Origin of the sequence: Sphingobacterium sp. LZ7M1, assembly GCF_024296865.1 — a bacterium.
Taxonomy (GTDB): domain Bacteria; phylum Bacteroidota; class Bacteroidia; order Sphingobacteriales; family Sphingobacteriaceae; genus Sphingobacterium.
Window position 1 is genome coordinate 1,078,353 of sequence record NZ_CP101134.1, and the last position, 24,381, is coordinate 1,102,733.

Sequence of the window (24,381 nt, forward strand, 5' to 3'; positions counted from 1 at the left end):
CTTAAACTAACTGTTCTTAATGGTTAATCCTCCGAATAGGGATGTGCCAGTGATATAGATCTTTTTGTTTTCATCCGTAACGACTTCGATCATGGGTCTTCTGTCGTCTACCTCTCCAAAAATAGAAGATACGTTGGAATAGACTTTCCAATTGGTTGGGACGATGATTTTGGTGCTTCCAAACAATTGGAAGGTATCTATCACAACAGGTTGTTTCAGATCTGCCTGTAGAAAGTTCAACTGAGTGCTTCCAAATACCGATGTGATATTGCCACCCAAGAAATTTTTGCTCAGGATGACCTTTTTGGTGTCACTGAAGAAGTTGTCTACTTTCAGGTAGTTTTCGAAATCGGGCAGGAATTTTCTTCCGTATGGCCTATGCTCAGTACCGGTGGCCTGAGCATAGGAGTCGTTAGGGTTTTGGGTACCAGGGTTAGTTGGTCCTTCTGTATTTCCTTGATAGTCTTGGTTTACGCGTTTGTCCCAGTCGTACTCATCGTTGCGTGGAGGAGTCGTTGGAGGCAATTGCGGGGTGCTTTTGTTACGATTGATCAAGTAGAAGCCCAGTGCAATAGCAGCAGCAGGGATCAAGAACCTACCTAAGTGGATATCCAATTCGTTCTTTAGTAAGAATACTGAACCGATAATGATCAGGACGATAGAGGATTTCTTTTCAAATTTTGAATTGACCCCGATTACCAGACCGATGACGATCAAGATGGTTTCCCATCCGAACATCCAATTCGGGATGATATTGCCCATGTTCAGGTTTTTGAATAGGATGGCTACTCCTAAAAAAACAATGATAAATCCGACTAAGTTGGAAGATTTGTTGTTTTTAGGTGGCTTTTCGTAATCTGTTTTCGTTGTTTGATTATTCATGATATTGTTTCCTTTTGAATTAGTTTACTCAAAAGTATAGCGAATATAAGCATAGCCACAGAGCAAATAGGTCTCTTGGGCATTTTTTTCGGTGAATAACTGTATTTAATCGGTAAAAATCCGAATTCAATTTGCGATCTCTTCAAATCTGGTGCAAATTTTTAATTATTATAATAATAATTTTTAAATAAAATTTGGATGATTGAAATTAAATATTATATATTTATGACTGAAAATAGAGGGTTAAACTTAAATTTTATATTAATCTAATGGGAGATTTTGACAATAAAGAGCGTGAAGAGGTATTTTCAAAAAAGGTGAGAGCGGGCAAACGTACTTATTTTTTTGATGTGAAAGCCACTCGCTCGAACGACTATTATGTGACAATTACAGAAAGTAAAAAGCGTTTCGAAGACGGACAGTTTATTAAACACAAGATCTTCCTTTATAAAGAAGACTTTGAAAAGTTTGCAGAAGGCCTTCAGGATGTAGTTGAATACATTAAAGCTAACCAAGAAGTTGTTGAAAAAAGATATGAGCCAAATCAAGACGAAAATGGTTTTGAGAACAATGGCGAACTAGTACAAAAAGACAATTACTCTTTTTAATTTAGTTTTGAATACATAATTAATGGGCCACTAAAATTTAGTGGCTCTTTTTTATTGGCAGCTGCATCGGCTTTGCAATTCCATTATTGACGGACAGCATGATGCTCTACATGATAATCCCCCAATAATATCCGTTTGACCCCATTGTATTTTATGCTATCGATTTCGTTAAATATGTTACAGGTATTATTTAACTAGATCGGTTAGAATTTCCTATTTTCGAAGATTTATTGAAACAAATTACTAATTACGAAATCATATGAACAAGTTGTTTTCAGCGGCTTGTCTTACGCTGTTTATCTTGTCGACAGCAGGGGCAGAGGCACAAACGAAAAAATTATCCTATGAACAGGCTTGGAACCAAGCACCTTCATTAACCAAGACGATCAGTCGTTTTGAAGGTTGGGCCGATGCCAATCATTATATAGAAAGGGCAAACAATCAGCTCTTCAAAGTCAATGTAAAGACTGGGAAAAAAGAAAGTTACAGCTATCATGTGAACAGCTCGACGCAGGTTTTTGTAAAGGACAAGGATGTTTTTATCCAATATCCGGAAGGAGAGGCCAAGAAATTGACGAATTCCCCGGACGTGGAAGAGCAAAATCCAACCCTGTCGCCTGACGGTAAATATGTAGCTTTTACAAGGAAAAGCGATTTGTATGGTTTGGAAATATCCTCTGGTAAAGAGGTTCGATATACCACAGATGGAACGGACGTAATCTACAACGGTTGGTCTTCTTGGGTCTATTATGAGGAAATCTTAGGTCGCCCAACCAATTATAGGGCTTTCTGGTGGTCTCCTGATAGTAAGGAAATTGCTTTTATGCGCTTTGATGACAGCAAGGTTCCCATGTTCCCGATCTATGTTTCGAAAGGTCAGCACGGCTACCTCGAAGAAACTCGATACCCTAAAGCAGGCGACCCTAACCCAGAAGTAAAGGTAGGATTTGTGAAAGTTGAGGGTTCTCCAATCGTTTGGGCAGATTTCAACGAGAAAGATGATCAATACTTTGGACAGCCTTACTGGAGCTTTGACAGTCAATCGATCATGGTGCAATGGATGAACAGGGAGCAAAATACCTTGAAGTTCTATGCAGTGAACCCTGATAATGGACAAAAAACGGAAATCTATAATGAGGAACAGCCAACATGGATCAATTTAGACCATGATGAGCGAATCACTTATTTGGCAGATAACAAACACTATATCCTGAAATCGGATAAAACGGGATGGGCACATTACTACCTATATACCTTGGATGGTAAATTGCTGAACCCTATTACACAGGGGGATTGGCAGGTGACTTCTATTGAGCGTATCGATGAGAAAGGTAAAGTTCTTTATTTTTCTGCGAGAAAAGAAAATTCAGCGACCAAGGATCTATATAGAATCGGTTTTGATGGCAAAAATATGCAGCGTTTGACCTTTGGTGACTATACGCACAATGTATTGGTGTCGCCAGATGGAAAATATTTCATCACGAACTATTCCAATATCCACACGCCAAATAAGGTTGCCCTTTTGGATAACAAAGGAAAGGTTTTGAAAGAATTGGCGGATAGCAAAGCTGATGATTATGCAAACTATAAAGTGGCAAAACGCGAGTACATGACTATCCCCTCGGAAGATGGGAAGTTTAATCTTCCATTGATCATCACTTATCCTACGGATTTTGACGAAACGAAACAGTATCCTGTAATCATGAGTATCTATGGAGGCCCTGATGCGGGTACCGTGAGAAATACCTGGAAAGGTGTGAATGGTGAATATTGGTCTCAAGAAGGGATCATTCAAATTGAAGCGGACCATAGGGCTTCTGGCCATTTTGGAAAACAGGGTGTGGCATGGATGCACAGAAACTTAGGAAACTGGGAGCTGGTGGATTATATCACCGTTGCCAAATGGTTGAAAGCTAAGACTTTTGTAGCTAAAGATAAATTGTTGATCACCGGACATAGTTATGGTGGTTACATGACCTGTCTGGCGTTGACCAAAGGTGCCGATTACTTTGACTACGGTATTGCAGGTGCACCGGTGACGAGTTGGGAATTATATGATACCCATTATACCGAGCGTTGGATGGATACCCCTCAATCTAACCCTGAAGGATATAAAAATGGTTCTATTTTGCCTTATGTAAATCAATACAAAGGTAGGTTGCGTATCATGCATGGCGATATGGATGATAACGTGCATATGCAAAATACCATTCAGTTGGTGGATGCATTGACCGATAGGGCGGTTCCATTTGAACTGATGATCTATCCTGGAAGCAGACATGGATTCAATCGTTCGAAAAGCGCTTATGATTTCAAGGAAAGAACAAGGTTTTATTACCAATACCTATTGGACAAACCTGTTCCAGAAAATTTAAGGTAAGAATTGTCGATAAAAGGCTAAGAATATAAAATCTTAGCCTTTTTTTATAACATATAGCGCTTCAAAAAAATTGATTCCACCGAAAAAATTATCATATTTGCAATATTATTTATGCCATGCTAGATTTTCTAAAAGACATTACATTTAAAGCTAACGACGTTGTTTTAAGAGCAATAGATATCCTCATGAGGAATTATATTTCTATCGCTGGGCTATGTTTTTTAATTTTTGTAACCTCTAACCTTTCATCTTTTCTAGCGATGTATTTGGATTCTTCGAATCTGATCGTGAAAGTGCTTTTGTTGCTGCTGTTTGTGGCTATCTATTTTGGTCTGCAATTGGTGCTTTTAAAGAAGGCTATTTTCTTGGCTAAAGATGAGAAAAGCCATGGCTTGATGGACTACCTGCCGACCATGTCTCAATTTTGCTATTACATCTTGGGATTATTGCTGTACAGTTTGATCGCATTTGTGGTTTACATCGTTATGTATGTGGCATTATTCCCTCTATTGTATTTAGGTGTGAACATGAATACGGTTCAGACCGAGATTCACCCATTCTTGACAGGTGTAATCATGTTGTTCGTATTGATCAGGACCACTTTCTTTCCATTCTTCATCGTGGAGAATGGCTTCAATACCTTTAAGTCATATCGGTTCAGTCTGGCGATGACGAAGGGGAATGTTTTGAGGCTATTGGCCATTATCTTTATTATTGCATTCACTCATCTACTACAATTAGGTACTGAATACATGGGGTATTCCCTGGTTTCAAAGATCTTGAGTCTTATCAATTCCTTTGTGATTATTCCTGTGGTCAGCGTTGTTATGTCAATTGTGTATATTGACATGATTAAAGCCTATAAGGGCAGTTCTGATCCTTCCCTTATGGATAACATTATATAAAATCATTTAAGTTTTGAGTAAAAGGAAATTAGCCATATTAGGTTCTACGGGCAGTATTGGGACACAGACCTTAGAAGTAGTAGAACAATATCCTGATCATTTTTCGATTACTGTACTATCTGCCGGAAGAAACGCCGATTTATTGATTCAACAGGCTCTTAAGTTCAGGCCAGCTGCAGTGGTCGTTTGTGAAAAGACGGCTTTTGAGAAGGTAAGCGATACTTTGCAGGGCAAGGGCATCGAAGTCCTGTTCGGTGAAGATGCACTGGTGGAGACCGTGCAGCGGGATGATATAGATATCGTCCTGACAGCGGTAGTTGGGGCGGTTGGGCTAAGGCCTACTGTTGCGGCTATTGAATCGGGTAAGGATATCGCTCTGGCCAATAAAGAGACTTTGGTGGTTGCTGGGGAACTGATTACAGGCTTGGTTGAAAAACATCAGGTTAAACTGTTGCCGGTTGACTCAGAACATTCGGCTATATTTCAATGCCTGGCCGGTGAGGAGGCTAACCCTATAGAGAAGATTATCCTTACAGCCTCGGGAGGTCCCTTCCGTGGGAAATCAATCGAAGATTTAAAGTCGGTGACGAAAGCGCAAGCTTTGAAGCATCCGAACTGGACAATGGGAGCGAAAATAACCATTGACTCGGCTTCTCTGATGAATAAAGGATTGGAAGTGATTGAGGCCAAATGGCTGTTTGGTTTAGAGTATGACCAGATCGATGTCATTATCCATCCGCAATCCATTATCCATTCGCTGGTGCAATTCGAAGATGGTTCTCTGAAAGCTCAGTTGGGCTTGCCGGACATGAAGCTTCCCATTCAATATGCTTTGACCTATCCACAGCGATTTGAAAATAACTTTAAGCGCTTTAGCTTCTTGGACTACCCAAATTTGACTTTTGAACAGCCCGATATGGAGGTTTTCAGAAACCTAAAGTTGGCATTTCAGGCCCTTGAAGCTGGTGGTAATGCAGCCTGTGTGCTGAATGGTGCCAATGAAGTTGTCGTAGATGCTTTTTTGAATGACCAGGTTGGTTTTTTACAGATGAGTGAAATCATTGAAGAGACATTGTGTCAGGTGAAATCACAAAAAACGTTAAGTTTAGAGGATTATTTACAGTTCGATTTGGAAAGCCGGACTGTGGCACGAAGTTTAATAGAACGTATTTAAATAATTAAATAGTAAATAAAATAATAAAAATATAATCAATGGGAATTGTAATCATGATTGGGCAAGTACTTTTAGGCTTGTCATTATTAATCATCTTGCATGAGCTTGGGCACTTTCTAGCTGCTCGGGCATTCGGAATCAAGGTGGAGAAGTTTTATCTTTTCTTTGATGCCTGGGGTGTGAAATTGTTCAAATTCAATTATAAAGGTTGTGAGTATGGTGTGGGCTGGTTGCCGTTGGGTGGTTATGTGAAGATTGCAGGTATGATCGATGAATCGATGGATACCGAACAGATGAAAGGCGAGCCACAGCCATGGGAATTCCGTTCTAAACCGGCTTGGCAACGTTTGATCGTCATGCTGGGCGGTATCATTGTCAATATTATCGTGGGTATCGTGGTTTTCTGGATGTTGACCTTTAAATATGGAACTACCGACTTTAACAACACGCAGCTTTACGGTGTAAAACCGGGCATTATCGGTGAAAAGGTTGGCTTGAAAGAAGGGGATAAGATCCTTGCCGTAAATGGTAAAAAAGCGAATCTATTCTATCAAGATCTGTTGACTTCGGACGTGTTGATGGGTGATGCGGTGTTGACGGTTGATCGTGCAGGTCAGCAAATGGAGATAAAATTGCCCAGCGATATCCTGAATGATGTCTCTGAACATAAGAAGAACGAGTTGGTTCAGCCTATGTTCAAGATGCTTCCCGTAACGATGGTCGAGAAGAACAGTAGGGCGGAGAAGATGGGATTGCAAGTAGGGGATAGCATTGTTTCGATCAATGGGGTTCAAGTGCAGCAATTGGATCAATTTAAATCTGAATTGGCAGCGAATAAGAATAAGGAAGTAAATTTGGATATTGTTCGTAAAGGAAGTCCAATGGCTTTAACAGCAGCTGCAGATAGTTCTGCTACCCTAGGTTTCCTAAACCTTCCGGTAGTTCAGCATAAATATGGCTTTATGGAGTCCTTGCCGCTGGGTGCAAGCAAAGCTTTCTCGGTGATTACGGATAACATCAAGGGCTTCGGAAAGATTTTCAAAGGTGAGGTGCGTGCTGACAAAGCGCTTTCAGGCCCGGTAGGGATTGCAACCATGTTCGGTACTGAGGTAGATTGGTTAAGGTTCTGGAGTCTGGTAGGTATGCTTTCCATGGCCTTGGCCTTTATGAATATCTTGCCAATCCCAGCATTGGATGGTGGACACGTGATCTTCTTGTTGATTGAGATGATTCAAGGGAAGCCATTGAGTGATAAGTTCTTGGAGAAAGCCCAGATCGTTGGGTTCTTCATCATTATCGCACTGATGATATTCGTTTTTGGAAACGATATTTTCAAATTGACGAAGTAATCTATTCAAAGATATAGGAAGCCCTGCGGTGTATGACCACAGGGCTTTTTTAATGGAAATAAGGTAGAGAATAAATTAAAAAACTATTGTTTGCGAATTAAAATAATTTGTACCTTTGTCTCCCGATAAAAATGAAAGAGACCTTCTACCCAATAGCATTTCAAAAAGTAGTTTCTACTTCTCGTCAATATATTAATTGATCTGTTAGCCCGTTTGGGCTTTTTTTATGTTTAGGAGTTAAGGAAATCTATCAGTAAATTAGTGATACGTTTTAACTAGAAATAAGAATGACCAACTACAGCAAATTGCCAGCAATTTTAGTCCTAGAAGATGGAACAGTTTTTCATGGTAAGGCCGCAGGAAAGATCGGTACTACTACAGGTGAGATTTGTTTCAACACTGGTACGACTGGCTACCAAGAGATCTTTACGGATCCTTCCTATTATGCACAGATTATGGTTACGACCAATGCGCATATCGGAAACTATGGTATCGATGATGAGGATGAAGAGTCTAAAGAGATTCAGATTGCAGGTTTAGTTTGTAAGAACTATAACATCAACTACAGCCGTAAAATGGCTGACCAATCTATCCAGAATTATTTCGAGGAAGAGAATTTGGTGGGTATCTCTGATATCGATACGCGTTCTTTGGTTCGTCATATCCGTAGTAAAGGTGCGATGAATGCGATCATCTCTTCTGAGAACCTAGATGTAGACTCCTTGAAAGCAGAATTGGCTAAAGTGCCTTCTATGGACGGTTTAGAACTTTCTTCCCGTGTTTCTACTAAGGAACCATACTACTATGGTGAAGAAGGTGCTCCTACTCGTATCGCTGTATTGGATTTAGGGATCAAAAAGAACATCTTAAGGAACTTTGATTCTCGTCAGGTGTATGCAAAGGTTTTCCCTGCTAAGACTACATTTGCAGAAATGCAAGAGTGGAACCCTGATGGATACTTCATTTCAAATGGTCCTGGTGACCCTGCTGCAATGGATTACGCGATCCAAACCGTTAAAGATATCTTAGCTGCTGATAAACCAATGTTCGGGATTTGTCTTGGTCACCAAATCTTGGCACTTGCAAATGATATCAGGACGCAAAAAATGCACAATGGACATAGAGGTATCAACCACCCTGTAAAGAATATTATCGCTAATAAATGTGAGATTACTTCTCAAAACCATGGTTTTGGTGTAGTAGCGGAAGATATTGAAAACTCTGATAAAGTAGAGATCACGCACGTGAACCTCAATGATAATTCGATCGAAGGTATCCGTGTAAAAGGTAAAAATGCATTCTCGGTACAATATCACCCTGAATCTTCTCCAGGTCCTCACGATTCAAGATATCTGTTCGATGATTTTATCGCTATGGTAAAAGGATAATTTCAGATAAAATATAAATCAGGTCGCATCTCAATGTTGCGACCTTTTTTGTGCCATTAAATTCGATGGATAAGGATAGGAGGCTGGACTGGTTAGTTTTGTGTATTTCAAAAGATGCTGCGTCCCGGATTTTTGGTTGAGTTTTACGATTTTCATAATATTCAATTTAGCAATGATTTAATTTTTCCAAGCATTAGGCCGAATCACTTAGATTTTTCATATTTTTGATAAAGTAAGAATTATTGTTATATTAGTGTCTTAGATACACTAAGTAAGGTAGCTAACGAAGTAAGATATTTAAATAAACCACACATAAAATGAGCTTGATAATTGACGTACATGCGCGCCAGATTTTAGATTCGCGCGGAAATCCTACGATAGAAGTTGATGTAACAACGCAAAACGGTTTTGTTGGCCGTGCAGCAGTTCCTTCAGGAGCTTCTACAGGTGCACACGAAGCGGTAGAATTACGCGACGGTGATAAAAAGAAATACTTAGGAAAAGGTGTTTTGAAAGCTGTTGAAAACGTAAATACAAAGATTGCAAAAGCTTTAGAAGGTGTTGACGTATTTGAACAAAATGCAATCGATAAATTGATGATCGATTTAGATGGTTCTGAAAACAAAGGTAAATTAGGTGCTAACGCTATCTTAGGTGTTTCTTTAGCGGTTGCTAAAGCTGCAGCTCAAGAAAGCCGTCAGCCTCTATATCGTTATATCGGTGGAGTAAATGCCAATACTCTTCCTCTTCCAATGATGAACATTGTAAACGGTGGTGCTCACTCTGATGCGCCTATCGCTTTCCAAGAGTTCATGATCATGCCAGTAGGCGCTGAGTCTTTCTCGGAAGCTCTACGTTGGGGTGCTGAGGTTTTCCATAGCCTTAAGAAAATTCTTCACGACCGTAACTTATCTACTGCTGTAGGTGATGAAGGTGGGTTTGCTCCAACTTTTGAAGGTACTGAAGATGCTATCGAAACTATTTTGGAAGCAATTAAAAAAGCTGGCTACAAACCAGGAAAAGAAATCTGTCTTGCGCTTGACTGTGCTTCTACTGAGTTCTTCGTAAAAGGTAAATATGATTACGCTAAGTTCGAAGGTAAAGGTGGAGCGGTTCGCAGTATCGAAGAGCAGGTAGATTACCTAGCTGAATTGACTGCAAAATACCCTATTATCTCTATTGAGGACGGTATGGCAGAAGATGATTGGAAAGGCTGGAAATTATTGACAGAGAAAATCGGTGACCATGTACAATTAGTTGGTGACGATTTGTTTGTTACAAATACAAAACGTCTTCAAGAGGGTATCGATAAAGGAATTGGTAACTCCATCTTGGTTAAAGTTAACCAGATCGGTTCTTTGACAGAGACTATCAACGCTGTTCATTTGGCTCAAACCAATGGATATACTTCAGTAATGTCTCACCGTTCAGGTGAAACCGAAGATACTACCATTGCAGACCTTGCGGTAGCTCTAAACTGTGGTCAGATCAAAACTGGATCAATCTCTCGTTCAGACCGGATCGCTAAATACAATCAATTGTTGCGTATCGAAGAAGAATTGGGCGAGAACGCAAAATTCATCGGAAAAGATTTTAAATACGCTCCGAAAAAATAATTGACTTTCTAGTCAGGGAAAAGGGGACCTTTGGGTTCCCTTTTTTTATGGCTTCTGTTTTAGCAGATCAGTTTATGGCTTCTAAGGGTCCTTAGGTTGTTAAAATATTTATTTTTCCACAATGGTTAATTTAATTATTCCAATATGCTGTTTCTATACTTGTATAGTTCATCTTAAAATAGTTATCTTTAACCGAATTTTAATTGCTTTGGTCTAGCCTATGGAACGTTTCATTAATACTATCCGTAATCAATATCTTATCGCAGGAGTTGCATTCTTAGTCTGGATGTGTTTTTTCGATCGTTACGATATTACTACCCAGTACAATTTTCAAACTGAGAAAACCAAATTGGAGCAGGAGAAAGAGTATTACACGAATGAAATTGAAAGCATATCTCAATCCATCAAAGATGTGCAATATAACCAAAGTGAGATTCAACGTATCGCCCGCGAAAAATACAAAATGAAGAAAGACCAAGAAGATGTCTATATCATTACCGAAATAGACGCACCGGAGTCAAAATAGTTACAATCCCCTTTCCTGTTTTCCATTTCTCTCCTTGATATTGCTCTGCAATTATCACGGTTTTGTCATTTAACTTGACCGTCAGTTCAATCCTATTTTTCTGATTATTCTTCTGTGTTTTCAATTGAAAACATGTGTTTATAGTCTCTAAAGGCTGATTTTTCAATTATTAAGGCTAAATGAAATCAAATAAATCATACTGCAACTAAATAGTATATGAATTGAAATAATTATTCTTATAATGATTATTTCAGATTCTATTTGGAATTGCCATGATAGTTATATTTTGCCCTAATAATTGTAAATAATTATAAAAAATAGCTAAATATGTTTTGAATATCATGGAATAATGAAAGTAATTTGAAAATATTAAAATATTATGTTTCGTTTATTTTATAAATAAGTTATGTTAATTATTATCTGCAAGAATTATATATAACTATAAATTACATATATAAAATATTACTACATGTAATTTTAAAAATACCCACACTAATTCTGTTCAATAAATAAAATTACTTAAAACGCTTTATATAGATAAAATATTGACTTTTTTAATATTTTTACGCCATTAATAACTATTTATTTAGCCGTAAGTCTAATTTTTATTAACAATTACAATTAAAAGATCAATTTTTTATGAAACAAAAATTACTCTGTCTTCTTTTTGTGTTAACATGCCTAATTGGGCAAACGTTTGCACAAAATCAAAATCTGAGTGGTACTGTGACCTCAGCGAATGACGGGCAGGCCTTGCCTGGTGTGTCGGTTCGTGTGTCTGGTTCAACGAATGCTACTCAAACAGATGCAAACGGAAAGTACACATTAACCAATGTGGCTTCTGGAAGTAGCATCACATTCTCATTTATCGGTTATTCGTCTCAAACGGTAACTTTTAACAACAATGCAGTTATCAATGTTCAATTAAGCTCAGCAGGTGAAGAACTTGATGAGGTGGTTGTCGTTGCCTATGGTACAGCTAAGAAATCTGAAGTAACAGGTTCCATGGCTACCATGAGTGCAGAAGATTTGGACAAACGTACTGTATCCAACGTATCCAATGCATTAGCGGGTATGGCTCCAGGTATCTCTGTTTCTTCCGGAAACGGTCAACCAGGATCAGGTGCTAGCGTACGCTTGAGAGGTATCGGATCTATGAGTGCTTCAAGTTCTCCTTTATATGTGGTAGACGGTGCTGTATTTGACGGTAACATCGGTGATATTAACGCTGATGATATCGAAAGCATCTCCATCTTAAAGGATGCGACTTCAGCTGCTCTTTATGGATCTAGAGCTGGTAACGGTGTGATCATGATCACAACGAAAAAGGGTCGCGGTCCGGCTAAATTAAATGTTGGCTTAACGCAAGGTATTACGGAAAGAGGTATCAAAGAATACGAAACAGTAGGAATCAATGATTATTATCCTGTTGCATTCCAGGCTATCAAAAACTCAAGAATGTTCCCTGCTAGCGGAGCTCAAGGTGCTTCAGAAGCAGATGCGAATAAATATGCATTCGATAATATCAAGAGATTCCTAGCTTACAACCCATTCAACGTTGCGGACAATGAAATCGTTTCAATGGACGGTACCATGAATCCAAATGCAGGTTTGAAATACGATGATTTCAACTGGTTTGATGCCATTCAACGTGTTGGAAAAAGAACTGATGCCAATATGAACATCGGCGGTAGCAACGAAAAAACTGACTACTACGTTTCATTGGGATATTTGAATGATGAAGGTTATATCTTAAACTCAGATTTCCAACGTTTCAACGGAAGGATCAATGTAAACTCTCAGATCAAAGATTGGTTAAAAGCAGGTGTTAACATTTCTGGTGCTATGTCTGAAGGTTCATTAGCTTCTGATGCTTCAACAGGTAATGGTAACTCCTACATCAACCCATTCTCGTTCATCAGAGGATTAGGTTCGATCTACCCAGTTCATGCATTTGATGCAACTACAGGAGCTCCAGTTGTTGACCCAGTTACTGGAGAACAATACTACGACTACGGAATGCACCCAGGCGCTGTAAACAGACCTTCAGGAGCAAGTCCGGGTAGACACGTTATTTACGAGACTATCTTGAATACTCGTCTGAACAAACGTACGATGTTAGGTGGTAGAGCTTTCTTGGATATTAAATTCTTGAAAGATTTCACATTCACACCTTCGGTTAGCATTGACCTTTCTAACAGAAACTTCGATTACTCTTGGAACAACCAAGTAGGTGATGGTGTTTCTTACAATGGATTAGGTTCAGCTGAAAACTACATCACGAAATCATATACTTTCAACCAAGTATTGCAATATAGAAAATCATTTGATTTACATAACGTATCTGCAATAGCGGCTCACGAAAACTATGATTATCAATTCAGCAGCAGAAATGCGACCAAAACAGGACAGATTATTTCTGGAATCACTGAATTAGATAACTACGTAACTCCACTTTCTTCAGGAGGATACAAAAACGTGAACCGTCTTGAATCTTACTTCGCTAAAGCATCATATAACTACGATGAGAAGTATTATGCAGATGCATCATTCAGAACGGATGGTTCATCGATCTTCGATGATAGCAAAAGATGGGGTAATTTCTTCTCAGTAGGTGCTGCATGGGCTATCAACAAAGAGGACTTTATGTCAAGCGCTACTTGGATCAACGACTTGAGATTAAAAGCTTCATACGGTCAAGTTGGTGTCAACCACCTATTGGATGTAAACGGAAATACAATCTATTACGGATATCAAGCGCTTTACAACCTTGGATGGTCTAATGGTGGATTGCCAGGAACTGTTCTTAGTTCATTACCTAACCCTAACCTGACTTGGGAGTCTTCAAATACATTCAACCTAGGTGTGAACTTCGCTTTATTCAACAACAGATTAAGAGGTGAGGCTGAATACTACAAGAGAGGTTCAGACCAGTTATTACTATCCGTTCCACGTCCTCTTTCTTCTGCAGTTAGTACAGAATTCAGAAACGTTGGTTCGATGTACAATACAGGTTTTGAATTGTCATTATCAGGTGATATCGTAAGAAACGATAATTTCACTTGGACAATGACCAAAAACTTCACCACCTTCAAGAACGAAATCACGAAGATGCCGGTTGAATCTCCAGTTATTACTGCTGGAAACAAAAGAAGAGAAGTTGGAAGAGATTACTACTCTTTCTGGTTGAGACAATACGCTGGTGTTGACCAAGCTGATGGTGCTGCCCTTTACATCCCTGCAGAAGGTACTGCACAAGAGAACATCCGCGTAGTGGATGGTAAAGAATATGTAACCAACCAAAACTATGCGAAATTCGATTATTCAGGTACTTCAATTCCTGATGTAATGGGTTCCATCATCAATACCTTCAACTATAAAGCATTCACATTGTCTTTCTTGTTGAACTACCAGATCGGTGGAAAAATCTATGATAGTAACTACGCTGGTTTGATGAGCACAAACTCATATGGTAAATCATACCATGTTGATGCGATGAAAGCATGGACTACGTCAAATACTACAAGTAATATCCCTAGATTAGACCAAGCGAACAGCAACAACATCAATGCTGCTTCTACAAGATGGTTGACAAGCGCGTCTTACTTTAGCATTCAAAACGTAAACTTCCAATATAGATTACCAAGTAGCTTGTTGAACAAGATCGACCTGTCTACTGCACGCGTATTCTTAACTGGTGAGAACTTAGCCTTATTCTCAAAACGTAAAGGTATGAATCCTACAGAAAGCTTTGATGGATCTGTATCATCTACTTATTTGCCGACTCGTATTTTCAGCATCGGTGTAAATGTTGGATTTTAATTAGCAGCTGAATTATTATGAAAAAAAGAAATTTAACGATATATGCTTCCGTTTTACTTCTAGCTCTTAGCGGATGTAAAAAGGACTATTTGGAAACCGCTCCAACTGACAAAGTTTCTCAAGATGAAATCTTCAGTTCGATTGCCAATGCTAATACAGCATTGAACGGTATCTATAGATTTATGTTTGAGCGTACAACCGTAGTGGATTGGAATGTTCAAAACAAACCAGGTGTTGGTGGTATCATGCTAGGTCTTGACTTTATGGGCGAAGACTTAGGTATCAGTGATGCAAACTGGTTCGGTTCTACCGGTGAAGGTAACTGGCAAGGTGGTCGTAATGACAACCATAAATTGACTGAATACTATTATAGAACTTTCTACAAAATCATTGGTGACTCTAACTTTATCCTGGATAATGTAGATGGTCTTCCAGGAACTGATGAAGAGAAAAACAACCTGAAATCTCAAGCTTTGACGCTTAGAGCATATGCTTACTCCAATCTGGTTCAGCTTTACGCTAAAAGATATGATGCAAGCACAGCAAACGATCAGCTAGGTGTTCCTTTGGTATTGAAATCTTCAGATGGCGCATTGCCAAGATCAACAGTGAAAGAAGTGTATGCTTCAATCATCAAAGATTTAGATGATGCGATCGCATTGAACGTGGAATCAAGAGTAAACAAGTCTCATATCAACCTATATGTGACTTACGGTATACGTGCAAGAGTTGCTTTGACCATGCAGGACTATCCTAATGCAATCAAATATGCTCAATTGGTTATCGAGTCAGGAAGTTTCCCATTGATGAACCAAGATACGTACATGAAAGGATTCAATGATGCTCCTTCTATGTCTGAGTTTATGTGGGCTTCTATGCCAACACAGGATCAGATGGATGCATTCGGATCTTACTTTGCACAGATCGCTTACAATGCAAATACCTCTTTTATGCGTGCGAACCCTAAGAGAATCAACTCTGCATTGTATGACAAAATCTCTGAAACAGATATCAGAAAGAAACTATGGGAACCAAAACCAACTGCGGCCAACTTCCCATTGCCATTGGCATCTTTCGCTCGTCAAGAGTATATGACTAGGAAATTCTCTATCAAATCACCAGGTGGTGCTTTGGGAGATGTTCCTTTGATGAGATCGGCAGAAATGCACTTGATCTTGGCAGAAGCTTATGCAAGCTCAAACCAAACGGCTAATGCACAAGAAGCATTGTTCAACTTTGTAAAAGTTCGTGACCTTGAAGCGAAGAAATCAACCAACACGGGTGCCGCTTTATTGGAAGAGATCTGGACCAACAGAAGAACAGAGCTTTGGGGTGAAGGATTCAGATTCTACGATTTGAAACGTTTGAACCAGCCTTTGGACAGAACTGTCGTTCCTAACTATGCTCCTGGAAGTGTAAATGGAATCGTAAAGGTTGCTGCCGGTGCTAAAGATTGGCAATTCTTGTTCCCATTGGCGGAATTGAATGCTAACGCGGAAATCAAACAGAACGATTAATTCGGTTTGTAAATAATAATCTGGAAGAGGTTGTCTGAAGAGACAACCTCTTCTTTTTTGAGGGAAAGGGAGAAGAAGTGGCATCGGCTCTGCTCTGCCAATGGGATGAAAGGTGCATTTGAACCAGGATGGAAGGGATAAGAGGATAGACCATGATTATGATCAACATTTCGCTGGAAAATCCATCATACTGTAGGGACGTATCGAATACGCCCGCGCCCCAATGACTCTATTATCCTTATCCGAAGGTCACGGAAAGTACGCCAATTCTAATAATGCTGTTTTTAATTAATCTATTTGATTTTTGATGTTGTTCTGAGATCCTTCCTGCGTACACAATATTGTCTTTTTTGCGACATACTGCCCTAGCAGGGCAGAATTATTTTAGAAAGGGTCTTGAACAAAAAAGGTGGTAACGAAAAACCGATGTTCGATTAATCGAACATCGGTTTTTCGCTAATTCCAGCCTATCATGCCGCGTCGGCTAAAATAATGAAACCCCTATAGGGTTCCATTTCTAAAATTTCAAAAACCAATGCTTTTTGCCAGCCTGCTGCTATCTTTATTTCTTCTGTACATTGTGGGCTGATGCTATTTAGAAATGCTTATAGATGGTCCATTAATAAAAACAATCCTTTTACCCTTTCACTAATGAAATTTCCTGGTAGGTATCAGAAATGGCAAAGATCCTATAGCCATGGTCATACAATAGCTTAAAGAATTTCTGTCCTTTTTCCTTACCATTGGGAAAGAACCTTTCGTGGGTTTCAACGAGGATTTGTTTGATGGGAATGCCGGAGTTTAATATTCCTTCCATGACAGCGTATTCAGAGCCCTCTATGTCCATCTTTAACACATCGATGGATTGGTGCCCCAAATCGTTGGCAATCTCTTTAAACTCCTTTAAAAGCACGTCTACAGAATCGTGTTCATCGACAAGGCTATGGTCGTAAACACTTCCGGAAACATGCTCCTTGTTTTTGGGAAGATGGAAGGTAACCATCTCCGTTTTTTCGCCCAAACCAAAAGGATGGAAATAAAACTGTTCTGGAGTTTCATTATTACGCACGTAATTGATAGACTTTGGGGTAGGATCGAAGCCAAAAACCTTGGCTCCATGTTTGGCAATGATGGCTTTATCAAATGAAATATCCTCACCAATGCCAAATGAATATACGATCGCATTATCGGGAACCAGGCTTGGATCGACATAAAAGCCGCCATATCCATTGCCATACCATTCCTTTGCACGTTTTTCCTCTACGTCAATAAAAGCAATCTTTCCAATGCGCGCTTTAACCCAATATTCTAATCTTTTAAGTTTGTCGTTTCTTTCCATTCTTTGTGGTAGATTAATTTAAATATACCCAAAAAATGGAAAAATCCTAAACTTCTGAAATTGCGTTGATGATATCGTATTGGGTGATGATATTGATCCTTCCAAAATCATCTTCCACCAATACCGCTTGGGTATCTTTATTGATCAATCCAGAGATCTTATCAATGGAGGTGTTCAGGTCAACAAATGGAAAAGGTTTGGATGTAATCTCTTCCACTGCAGATGATTTTAATGATGGATTTTCGAGCAATGCAGAAAGAATATCCGATTCTGTGACCTTTCCGATTACCATACCCTGTTGGGTGACAGGTATTTGGGAAATGTTCAGCGATTTCATGATATTGAAGGTTTCCACAACAGTCTGGTTGGCATCTGCCGTGATGATGGCCTGTTCGCCACGTTTTTTGAGAATTGATTTTGCCGTTAGCTTCTCATCTTTTAAGAATCCTCTTTCGCGCAACCAATCCTCATTGTACATTTTTCCCATGTAACGAGATCCATGGTCATGGAAAATCACAACGACTACATCATCTTCTTTCAGGTCTTTTCCTAATTGTAACAAACCTGCCAATGCAGCGCCGGCAGAATTTCCGGCAAAGATACCTTCCTTGCGCGCCAGGTCCCTGGTCATCAATGCTGCATCTTTATCAGTGACCTTTTCAAACAGGTCTATCAGTGAAAAATCAACATTCTTCGGCAAGAAATCCTCACCTATACCTTCGGTGATATAGGGGTAGATTTCATTCTTGTCAAATATGCCGGTTTCCTTATATTTCTTGAATACGGAACCATAGGTGTCAATCCCCCAAACCTTGATGTTCGGGTTCTTCTCCCTCAAATATTTTGCGGTACCCGAGATAGTACCACCGGTTCCGACCCCTACGACCAAATGCGTAACCTTTCCTTCGGTCTGTTCCCAGATTTCCGGACCGGTCTGCTCATAATGGGCTTTAGTATTGGAAAGGTTGTCATATTGATTGGCCTTCCAGGCATTGGGAACCTCTTTCTCCAATCGGCTGGAAACCGAATAATAGGAGCGAGGATCCTCTGGATCTACGTTGGTAGGACAGACGATCACTTCAGCACCAAAGGCACGAAGGGCATCGATCTTCTCTTTCGACTGCTTATCCGTGGTGGTAAAAATACAGCGATAACCTTTTACTACGGCCGCCATTGCCAATCCCATTCCTGTATTTCCCGAAGTCCCTTCGATAATGGTGCCTCCAGGTTTCAGTAAACCGGCTTCTTCAGCATCCTCAATCATCTTCAAGGCCATACGGTCCTTGATGGAGTTTCCAGGATTGCTTGTTTCGATCTTGGCTAAAATAGTTCCCTTTAAATTCTCAGTTATCTTATTTAGTTTGACCAAAGGTGTATTTCCAATGGTTTCTAAAATGTTATTATACCACATAGGTGAAGTTTTGTGTCTGTTTGTTGTCTACCACAAAAGTAGATATTTTTTAGAACTTCAAGTGTTTTACCGTTAAGCCATTGTTGATTAATTGCTTTAAGGCATCAATTCCAATTTTCACATGGGTTTCCACATAAGATTTGGTAACCGTCACATCAGATTTGTCTGTTTTAACGCCTTCCGGTACCATTGGTTGGTCTGAAACCAATAATAGGGCACCAGTAGGGATCTTGTTGGCAAATCCTACCGAAAAGATCGTTGCAGTCTCCATATCTACGGCCATGGCACGGATGCTCTTTAGGTATTTCTTAAACTGCTTGTCATGCTCCCAAACGCGACGGTTGGTGGTATAGACAGTTCCGGTCCAGTAATCACGGGAGTGGTCCCTAATGGTGGTGGAAATGGCTTTCTGCAGAGCGAAGGCCGGTAGTGATGGTACTTCAGGTGGCAGATAATCATTGGAAGTCCCTTCTCCACGGATCGCAGCGATCGGAAGGATCAGTTCACCTACATCTATTTTCTTCTTTAATACCCCTGTTTTACCTAGGAATAGCACTGCTTTCGGGTGGATGGCTGTCAATAGGTCCATCACGGTTGCAGCAACGGGAGAACCCATACCAAAATTGATGATGGTAATGCCGTCTGCGGTACAGGTCTGCATCGGTTTGTCCTCGCCCATGATCGGCGCATCGCCATGCATCTGCGAAAACAACTTCACATAATTGCTGAAATTGGTCAATAATATATATTCCCCAAATTCTTCCAAGGGTCTACCCGTATAACGAGGCAGCCAATTGTTCACAATATCTTCTTTTGTCTTTAATCCTGCTTTAATAGGGGAGTTTACCTCTTCGATATTTTCTTGTTTTTCGTCTTTTTTCTTAGTCATAATTTCATCCTTTCTTAATAATTTCCTAATACAAAAAACCCTCGCGTGATTGGCGAGGGTTTAGATTTTTATGCGACTTGCAGTTTCTTAAAGTCCGTCTTAGCAAACTTGTTCTTTGCATAATCCAGACTGATCTGCAAGGTCTTGTCTTCTGAATTTTCCTTATTGCTCGGTGTTTCGAACATGGCATCCAGCATGATTGCCTCACAAATGCTCCGTAACCCACGGGCCCCTAATTTGAATTCCCAAGCTTTGTCAACGATGAAGTCATAAACCTCTGGCTCGAATGACAGCTTGATCCCTTCGTACTCAAACAACTTGATATACTGTTTTACCAAGGCATTCTTAGGTCGGGTAAGGATATTCAACAAAGTTTCCTTATCCAATGGGTTCAGATGCGTAAGAACTGGCAAACGACCGATCAACTCAGGGATCAATCCGAAGTTCTTAAGATCTTGCGGAGTGATGTATTTATATAAGTTGTTCAGGTCAATTTCCTGATCCTCATCTTTCATTTTATATCCAACAGTTTGAGTTCTCAATCTGTTTGCGATTTTCTTTTGGATACCGTCAAATGCACCACCACAGATAAACAGGATGTTGCTGGTATTTACCGAGATCATTTTCTGATCAGGGTGCTTACGGCCACCTTGAGGTGGAACATTGACATTGGTTCCTTCCAAGATCTTCAATAATGCTTGTTGAACGCCTTCTCCTGAAACATCACGGGTGATCGATGGGTTATCGCTTTTTCTAGCGATCTTGTCAATCTCATCGATATAGATGATTCCACGTTCTGCGGCAGCGACGTCATAGTCTGCAGCTTGCAGTAATCTGGTCAAGATGCTTTCCACATCTTCACCGACATATCCTGCTTCTGTCAAAACTGTAGCATCCACGATACAGAATGGCACGTTCAAGATCTTGGCAACGGTCTTTGCCAATAAGGTTTTACCTGTTCCGGTCTCTCCGACGATAATCAAGTTGGATTTTTCAATCTCGGTCTCATCCGACTCAACACGTTGGTTTAAACGTTTGTAATGGTTGTAAACCGCTACAGAGATGACTTTCTTCGCATCATCTTGTCCAATCACGTATTGATCCAAATGTTCCTTGATTTCCTTTGGACGGATTAATTTAAGAGCAGTTTGAATAGATTTATTCTTGCGTTGCTTAAGCTCTTCCGCCAAAATCTCCCCAGCTTGTTGCACACATCTGTCGCAGATATGCGCACCATCACCCGCAATAAGCATTTGCGCTTCATTTTTACTGATTCCGCAAAATGAGCAATGGATATCTCTATTGTTCGATTTACTCATTGTTATTATTTTGTTTCTTTCTTCTTCGGTAGCAATACCTCATCTATCATACCAAATTCTTTGGCTTCAGCGGCACGCATCCAATAATCACGGTCTGATGACTTCTCAACCCAGTCGTAAGTCTGGCCCGAATGATCAGCGATGATCGTGTATAATTCTTCTTTTAATTTCAACATTTCACGCAGGTTGATCTCCATATCTGCAGCTACACCTTGTGCACCTCCAGATGGTTGGTGGATCATCACACGGGAGTGACGCAATGCTGCACGTTTACCTTTAGCACCTGCCACTAATAATACAGCACCCATTGAGGCTGCCATTCCGGTACAGATCGTTGCTACATCAGGAGAGATGTACTGCATGGTATCATAGATGCCTAGACCAGCATATACACTGCCACCTGGTGAATTGATATAGATCTGTATGTCACGTTGCGCATCGGTCGATTGCAAGAACAATAACTGTGCTTGAACGATATTTGCAACCTGATCATTAATGCCATCTCCTAAAAAGATGATACGGTCCATCATCAAACGTGAAAATACGTCCATCTGAGCTACATTCAGTTGTCTCTCTTCGATGATGTATGGCGTAAGGTTGCTCGGAATTTGTTGTTGTAGTCTAGAAATGTAACCATCTACATGTTGGCTTCCAATTCTATGATGCTTGATAGCATACTTTCTAAATTCGTTTTTATCTATATTCATGTGATTCTTTCTGTCTTTATGCTACTAATATAATATTTATTTTAATATCCAAAATTTTCCTGCCCAAAAGATGGCAGTTCCGTTATAAATGTAAATTTCTCCTCCTCGAAATCTATCCTGCAATAATAATGCTCAATTCCATTACTGACCAAAAGAAGGGGGATTTTATAAATACTGTTGTAATTTGCGATCTGTTCGAATGTTTTTTCGGTAATTTTGACAGATGGAGCCTTGAATTCTGCCAAAAGTACGCGCGATCCTTCTCGGTCATAAATCACCAGATCACTCCTTTTCTGCAGGCTGTTCAGGGATAGGCCGCCCTCGATCTTCATCAAGGACATCGGGTACTGATAGTGCCTGTTCAGATGACTGACCCAATGTTGTCGTACCCACTCCTCCGGTGTCAACAAAAGATGCTTCTTCCGCAGCTCGTCGAAAATATAATACTGATCCTGTTTTTTGCTGATTTTTGCCGGAAAGGGCGGTAAGTTCAAAGGAACCGGTCTAAACATTTACAAAATTACGAAATTTTCCAACCTTTTCCAACAAGCAAAAGTCTATGTATTTTCGTACTTTCGTACAGCATGAATGTCCAATCCATTTTATCCGATATCAAGAAAAAAAAACTCGCCCCAGTTTACCTACTGCATGGTGAAGAACCTTACTTTATCGACCTGATTTCTGATGCCATAGAACATACCGTCCTCGACGATGCCCAAAAGGGTTTCGACCAGTCGGTCGTGTACGGTAAGGATGCGGACTTCTCCAGCATTATCAGCATGGCCAAACGCTATCCCATGATGAGTGACCATCAGGTCATTGTGGTCAAGGAAGCGCAGAACCTGAAATGGAAGGATGATGAACTCCTGCAAAAATACCTAGAACAGCCAACTCCTTCAACCGTATTGGTTTTTGCCCATAAATACAGCAAGTTTGATAAGCGGAAAAAATCCTTTAAATTATTGGAGAAGGCAGGAGTGGTGCTGGAATCCAATAAGCTCTATGAAGATAAGGTGGCAGCCTGGATCAATGAGCAGCTGAATGCTTCAGGGAGAAGGGTGCATCCGCAGGCAGCTGCGCTGATGGCCGAATACTTGGGGACCGATCTATCTAAGATTGCCAATGAAATCGAAAAACTGCAACTGAATATTCCTGCAGACAAAGAAATCAGCACTGTGGATGTGGAGCAGAACATCGGTATCAGCAAGGACTTCAATGTATTTGAATTGAATACCGCTCTTTCCAAGCGGAATGCGCTGAAAGCTTTCCAGATCGTGGATTATTTTGCTGCCAACCCAAAGAGTAACCCGATGCCGGTGGTGATTGGTTTTCTGGGCACCTATTTCACCAAGATCCTGAAATACCATTACCTACCCGATAAATCTTCGGCCGTGGCTGCCAAGCAGCTCGGGGTACATCCGTTTTTCGTCAAGGAATACGAATATGCCGCTAGGAACTTCAATAGAAGGAAAACCTTTGAAATCATCCATCTGATCAAGGAATTCGACCTGAAATCAAAAGGAATGAATGTGGGACACCTGACTGAATCCGGTGATCTGTTGACCGAACTGATCTATAAAATATTAAACTAAAAACATGCAAAAGCTATTTTCTCTTCTTATCCTGATGCTGATCAGTAGCTTGGGTTTTGCCCAAAGCTCCTATTATACCTTAATTCAAGGTGGTGGAAATCTTGGCCTCCGTAATCCCGGTTATGAAGGCACCTTCAATGGATATTCCCTGCATTTTATTTTTGGAAAGAACTTTGATGATAAAGCCTATTTAGGGCTAGGGATTGGTAATGAAACCCTGAAAGGAGATTACAGCAAATCTGGGGAAGTAGCAAATACCGATGGGAGGAAATCCAAATATGACCGTAATCTTTTTCCAATATTCATTGATGCAAGATTGCCAGTGAAGGATTTTGGACAAGCATCCAGAATCGGTTTCTTGGCTAATGCTGGTTATTCTGCGAGTATCGGTCCGGTCTATGATAAAGGCTTTATGGGCAAAGCAGGTGTCTTTTACCTTTTTGACTCCCTGAGCAAAACCAAATTCACGATTTCAGCCACTTATGCCTACCAACAACTGCATGGTAGTTTTTATACCAGCAATTTCGATCATCAACATCTGAACCTTTCCGTGGGGATTATGCTGAAGTAAGGTGTTTTCATGCTGAGGTCCATTCGAAGGAATTTGAGAAAAATACACTCCATTAATATCAATCAATATGGATAAAATTGGGTACTTTCTTGTACCGTCAATTTTCCTTTTTTTGTCATGTTGAGGGTTTAAAATTTGAACTAAATTTATCGGAAGGTGATGACAGCATGTTGGCAATGAAAATCTATTAGCTCTTTTATTTTTAAATATAGACCCCCTTTTGGGGTTCCATTATTTTAGCTGGCATAGCACGTTAGCCTGAAAGTCGCGCAAAAACGATGTTCGATTAATCGAACATCGTTTTTGCATTAGCCCTATATTGTTTACCATCCATGCTAAAATAATTCATCCCCTCCGGGGATGTATGGCGGATAAAAAATATTCTT

19 protein-coding genes are annotated in these 24,381 nt (G+C 40.0%); 12 read left to right on the plus strand and 7 right to left on the minus strand.

What is annotated here, in order from left to right:
- Positions 1 to 6 precede the first annotated feature (6 nt).
- Positions 7 to 882 carry a LiaF domain-containing protein gene (locus NMK93_RS04540; RefSeq protein ID WP_185210437.1) on the minus strand — a complete coding sequence of 292 codons (876 nt, stop codon included), beginning with the start codon at positions 880 to 882 and terminating at the stop codon, positions 7 to 9.
- Positions 883 to 1,151: 269 nt separating this feature from the next.
- Between NMK93_RS04540 and NMK93_RS04545 the strand changes: the two genes are divergently transcribed.
- The 10 genes from NMK93_RS04545 to NMK93_RS04590 all read left to right on the plus strand — a co-directional run bounded on the left by NMK93_RS04545 (position 1,152) and on the right by NMK93_RS04590 (position 16,167).
- The gene (locus NMK93_RS04545; protein ID WP_093098970.1) at positions 1,152 to 1,490 is read left to right on the plus strand and encodes a DUF3276 family protein; all 339 of its coding nucleotides are present in this window, start codon (positions 1,152 to 1,154) and stop codon (positions 1,488 to 1,490) included.
- Between the two features lie 259 nt (positions 1,491 to 1,749).
- The gene (locus NMK93_RS04550; protein ID WP_254529855.1) at positions 1,750 to 3,870 is read left to right on the plus strand and encodes a S9 family peptidase; all 2,121 of its coding nucleotides are present in this window, start codon (positions 1,750 to 1,752) and stop codon (positions 3,868 to 3,870) included.
- A gap of 116 nt (positions 3,871 to 3,986) precedes the next feature.
- Positions 3,987 to 4,775 (plus strand): hypothetical protein, encoded by a 789-nt coding sequence (locus NMK93_RS04555; RefSeq protein WP_185218188.1) that lies wholly within the window; start codon positions 3,987 to 3,989, stop codon positions 4,773 to 4,775.
- Positions 4,776 to 4,788: 13 nt separating this feature from the next.
- Positions 4,789 to 5,949 carry a 1-deoxy-D-xylulose-5-phosphate reductoisomerase gene (locus NMK93_RS04560; RefSeq protein ID WP_254529859.1) on the plus strand — a complete coding sequence of 387 codons (1,161 nt, stop codon included), beginning with the start codon at positions 4,789 to 4,791 and terminating at the stop codon, positions 5,947 to 5,949.
- A 38-nt stretch (positions 5,950 to 5,987) separates the two neighbouring features.
- Entirely contained in the window at positions 5,988 to 7,298 is a 1,311-nt protein-coding gene (gene rseP / locus NMK93_RS04565) for an RIP metalloprotease RseP (RefSeq protein WP_185210433.1), read from the plus strand.
- A gap of 287 nt (positions 7,299 to 7,585) precedes the next feature.
- A complete protein-coding gene (carA, locus tag NMK93_RS04570) occupies positions 7,586 to 8,686 on the plus strand; it encodes a glutamine-hydrolyzing carbamoyl-phosphate synthase small subunit (protein WP_254529861.1) in 1,101 nt (366 codons plus the stop codon).
- Positions 8,687 to 9,003: 317 nt separating this feature from the next.
- Positions 9,004 to 10,302: a phosphopyruvate hydratase gene (gene eno / locus NMK93_RS04575; RefSeq protein ID WP_185210431.1), complete on the plus strand. Its 1,299-nt coding sequence runs from the start codon at positions 9,004 to 9,006 to the stop codon at positions 10,300 to 10,302.
- A gap of 220 nt (positions 10,303 to 10,522) precedes the next feature.
- Entirely contained in the window at positions 10,523 to 10,828 is a 306-nt protein-coding gene (locus NMK93_RS04580; protein ID WP_185218184.1) for a septum formation initiator family protein, read from the plus strand.
- Between the two features lie 639 nt (positions 10,829 to 11,467).
- Entirely contained in the window at positions 11,468 to 14,650 is a 3,183-nt protein-coding gene (locus NMK93_RS04585) for a SusC/RagA family TonB-linked outer membrane protein (RefSeq protein WP_254529863.1), read from the plus strand.
- Between the two features lie 17 nt (positions 14,651 to 14,667).
- The gene (locus NMK93_RS04590) at positions 14,668 to 16,167 is read left to right on the plus strand and encodes a RagB/SusD family nutrient uptake outer membrane protein (RefSeq protein WP_254529865.1); all 1,500 of its coding nucleotides are present in this window, start codon (positions 14,668 to 14,670) and stop codon (positions 16,165 to 16,167) included.
- Positions 16,168 to 16,804: 637 nt separating this feature from the next.
- Here the strand turns inward: NMK93_RS04590 and NMK93_RS04595 are convergent.
- The 6 genes from NMK93_RS04595 to NMK93_RS04620 form a co-directional block, all read right to left on the minus strand.
- A complete protein-coding gene (locus NMK93_RS04595; protein ID WP_185210426.1) occupies positions 16,805 to 17,506 on the minus strand; it encodes an FkbM family methyltransferase in 702 nt (233 codons plus the stop codon).
- 46 nt (positions 17,507 to 17,552) lie between these two features.
- Positions 17,553 to 18,917 (minus strand): pyridoxal-phosphate dependent enzyme, encoded by a 1,365-nt coding sequence (locus NMK93_RS04600; protein WP_185210425.1) that lies wholly within the window; start codon positions 18,915 to 18,917, stop codon positions 17,553 to 17,555.
- A 49-nt stretch (positions 18,918 to 18,966) separates the two neighbouring features.
- Positions 18,967 to 19,806: an AMP nucleosidase gene (locus NMK93_RS04605; RefSeq protein ID WP_185210424.1), complete on the minus strand. Its 840-nt coding sequence runs from the start codon at positions 19,804 to 19,806 to the stop codon at positions 18,967 to 18,969.
- Between the two features lie 68 nt (positions 19,807 to 19,874).
- Positions 19,875 to 21,125, minus strand: coding sequence for an ATP-dependent Clp protease ATP-binding subunit ClpX (clpX, locus tag NMK93_RS04610; RefSeq protein ID WP_185210423.1), 1,251 nt, complete (start codon positions 21,123 to 21,125; stop codon positions 19,875 to 19,877).
- A 5-nt stretch (positions 21,126 to 21,130) separates the two neighbouring features.
- The gene (gene clpP, locus NMK93_RS04615) at positions 21,131 to 21,832 is read right to left on the minus strand and encodes an ATP-dependent Clp endopeptidase proteolytic subunit ClpP (protein WP_093098991.1); all 702 of its coding nucleotides are present in this window, start codon (positions 21,830 to 21,832) and stop codon (positions 21,131 to 21,133) included.
- 41 nt (positions 21,833 to 21,873) lie between these two features.
- Complete coding sequence (locus tag NMK93_RS04620) at positions 21,874 to 22,344, minus strand: type I restriction enzyme HsdR N-terminal domain-containing protein (protein ID WP_185210422.1); 471 nt, start codon at positions 22,342 to 22,344, stop codon at positions 21,874 to 21,876.
- 72 nt (positions 22,345 to 22,416) lie between these two features.
- Between NMK93_RS04620 and holA the strand changes: the two genes are divergently transcribed.
- Both holA and NMK93_RS04630 read left to right on the plus strand, forming a co-directional pair.
- Positions 22,417 to 23,424, plus strand: coding sequence for a DNA polymerase III subunit delta (holA, locus tag NMK93_RS04625; protein ID WP_254529867.1), 1,008 nt, complete (start codon positions 22,417 to 22,419; stop codon positions 23,422 to 23,424).
- A 4-nt stretch (positions 23,425 to 23,428) separates the two neighbouring features.
- Positions 23,429 to 23,995 carry a hypothetical protein gene (locus NMK93_RS04630; RefSeq protein WP_254529869.1) on the plus strand — a complete coding sequence of 189 codons (567 nt, stop codon included), beginning with the start codon at positions 23,429 to 23,431 and terminating at the stop codon, positions 23,993 to 23,995.
- Positions 23,996 to 24,381 lie beyond the last annotated feature (386 nt).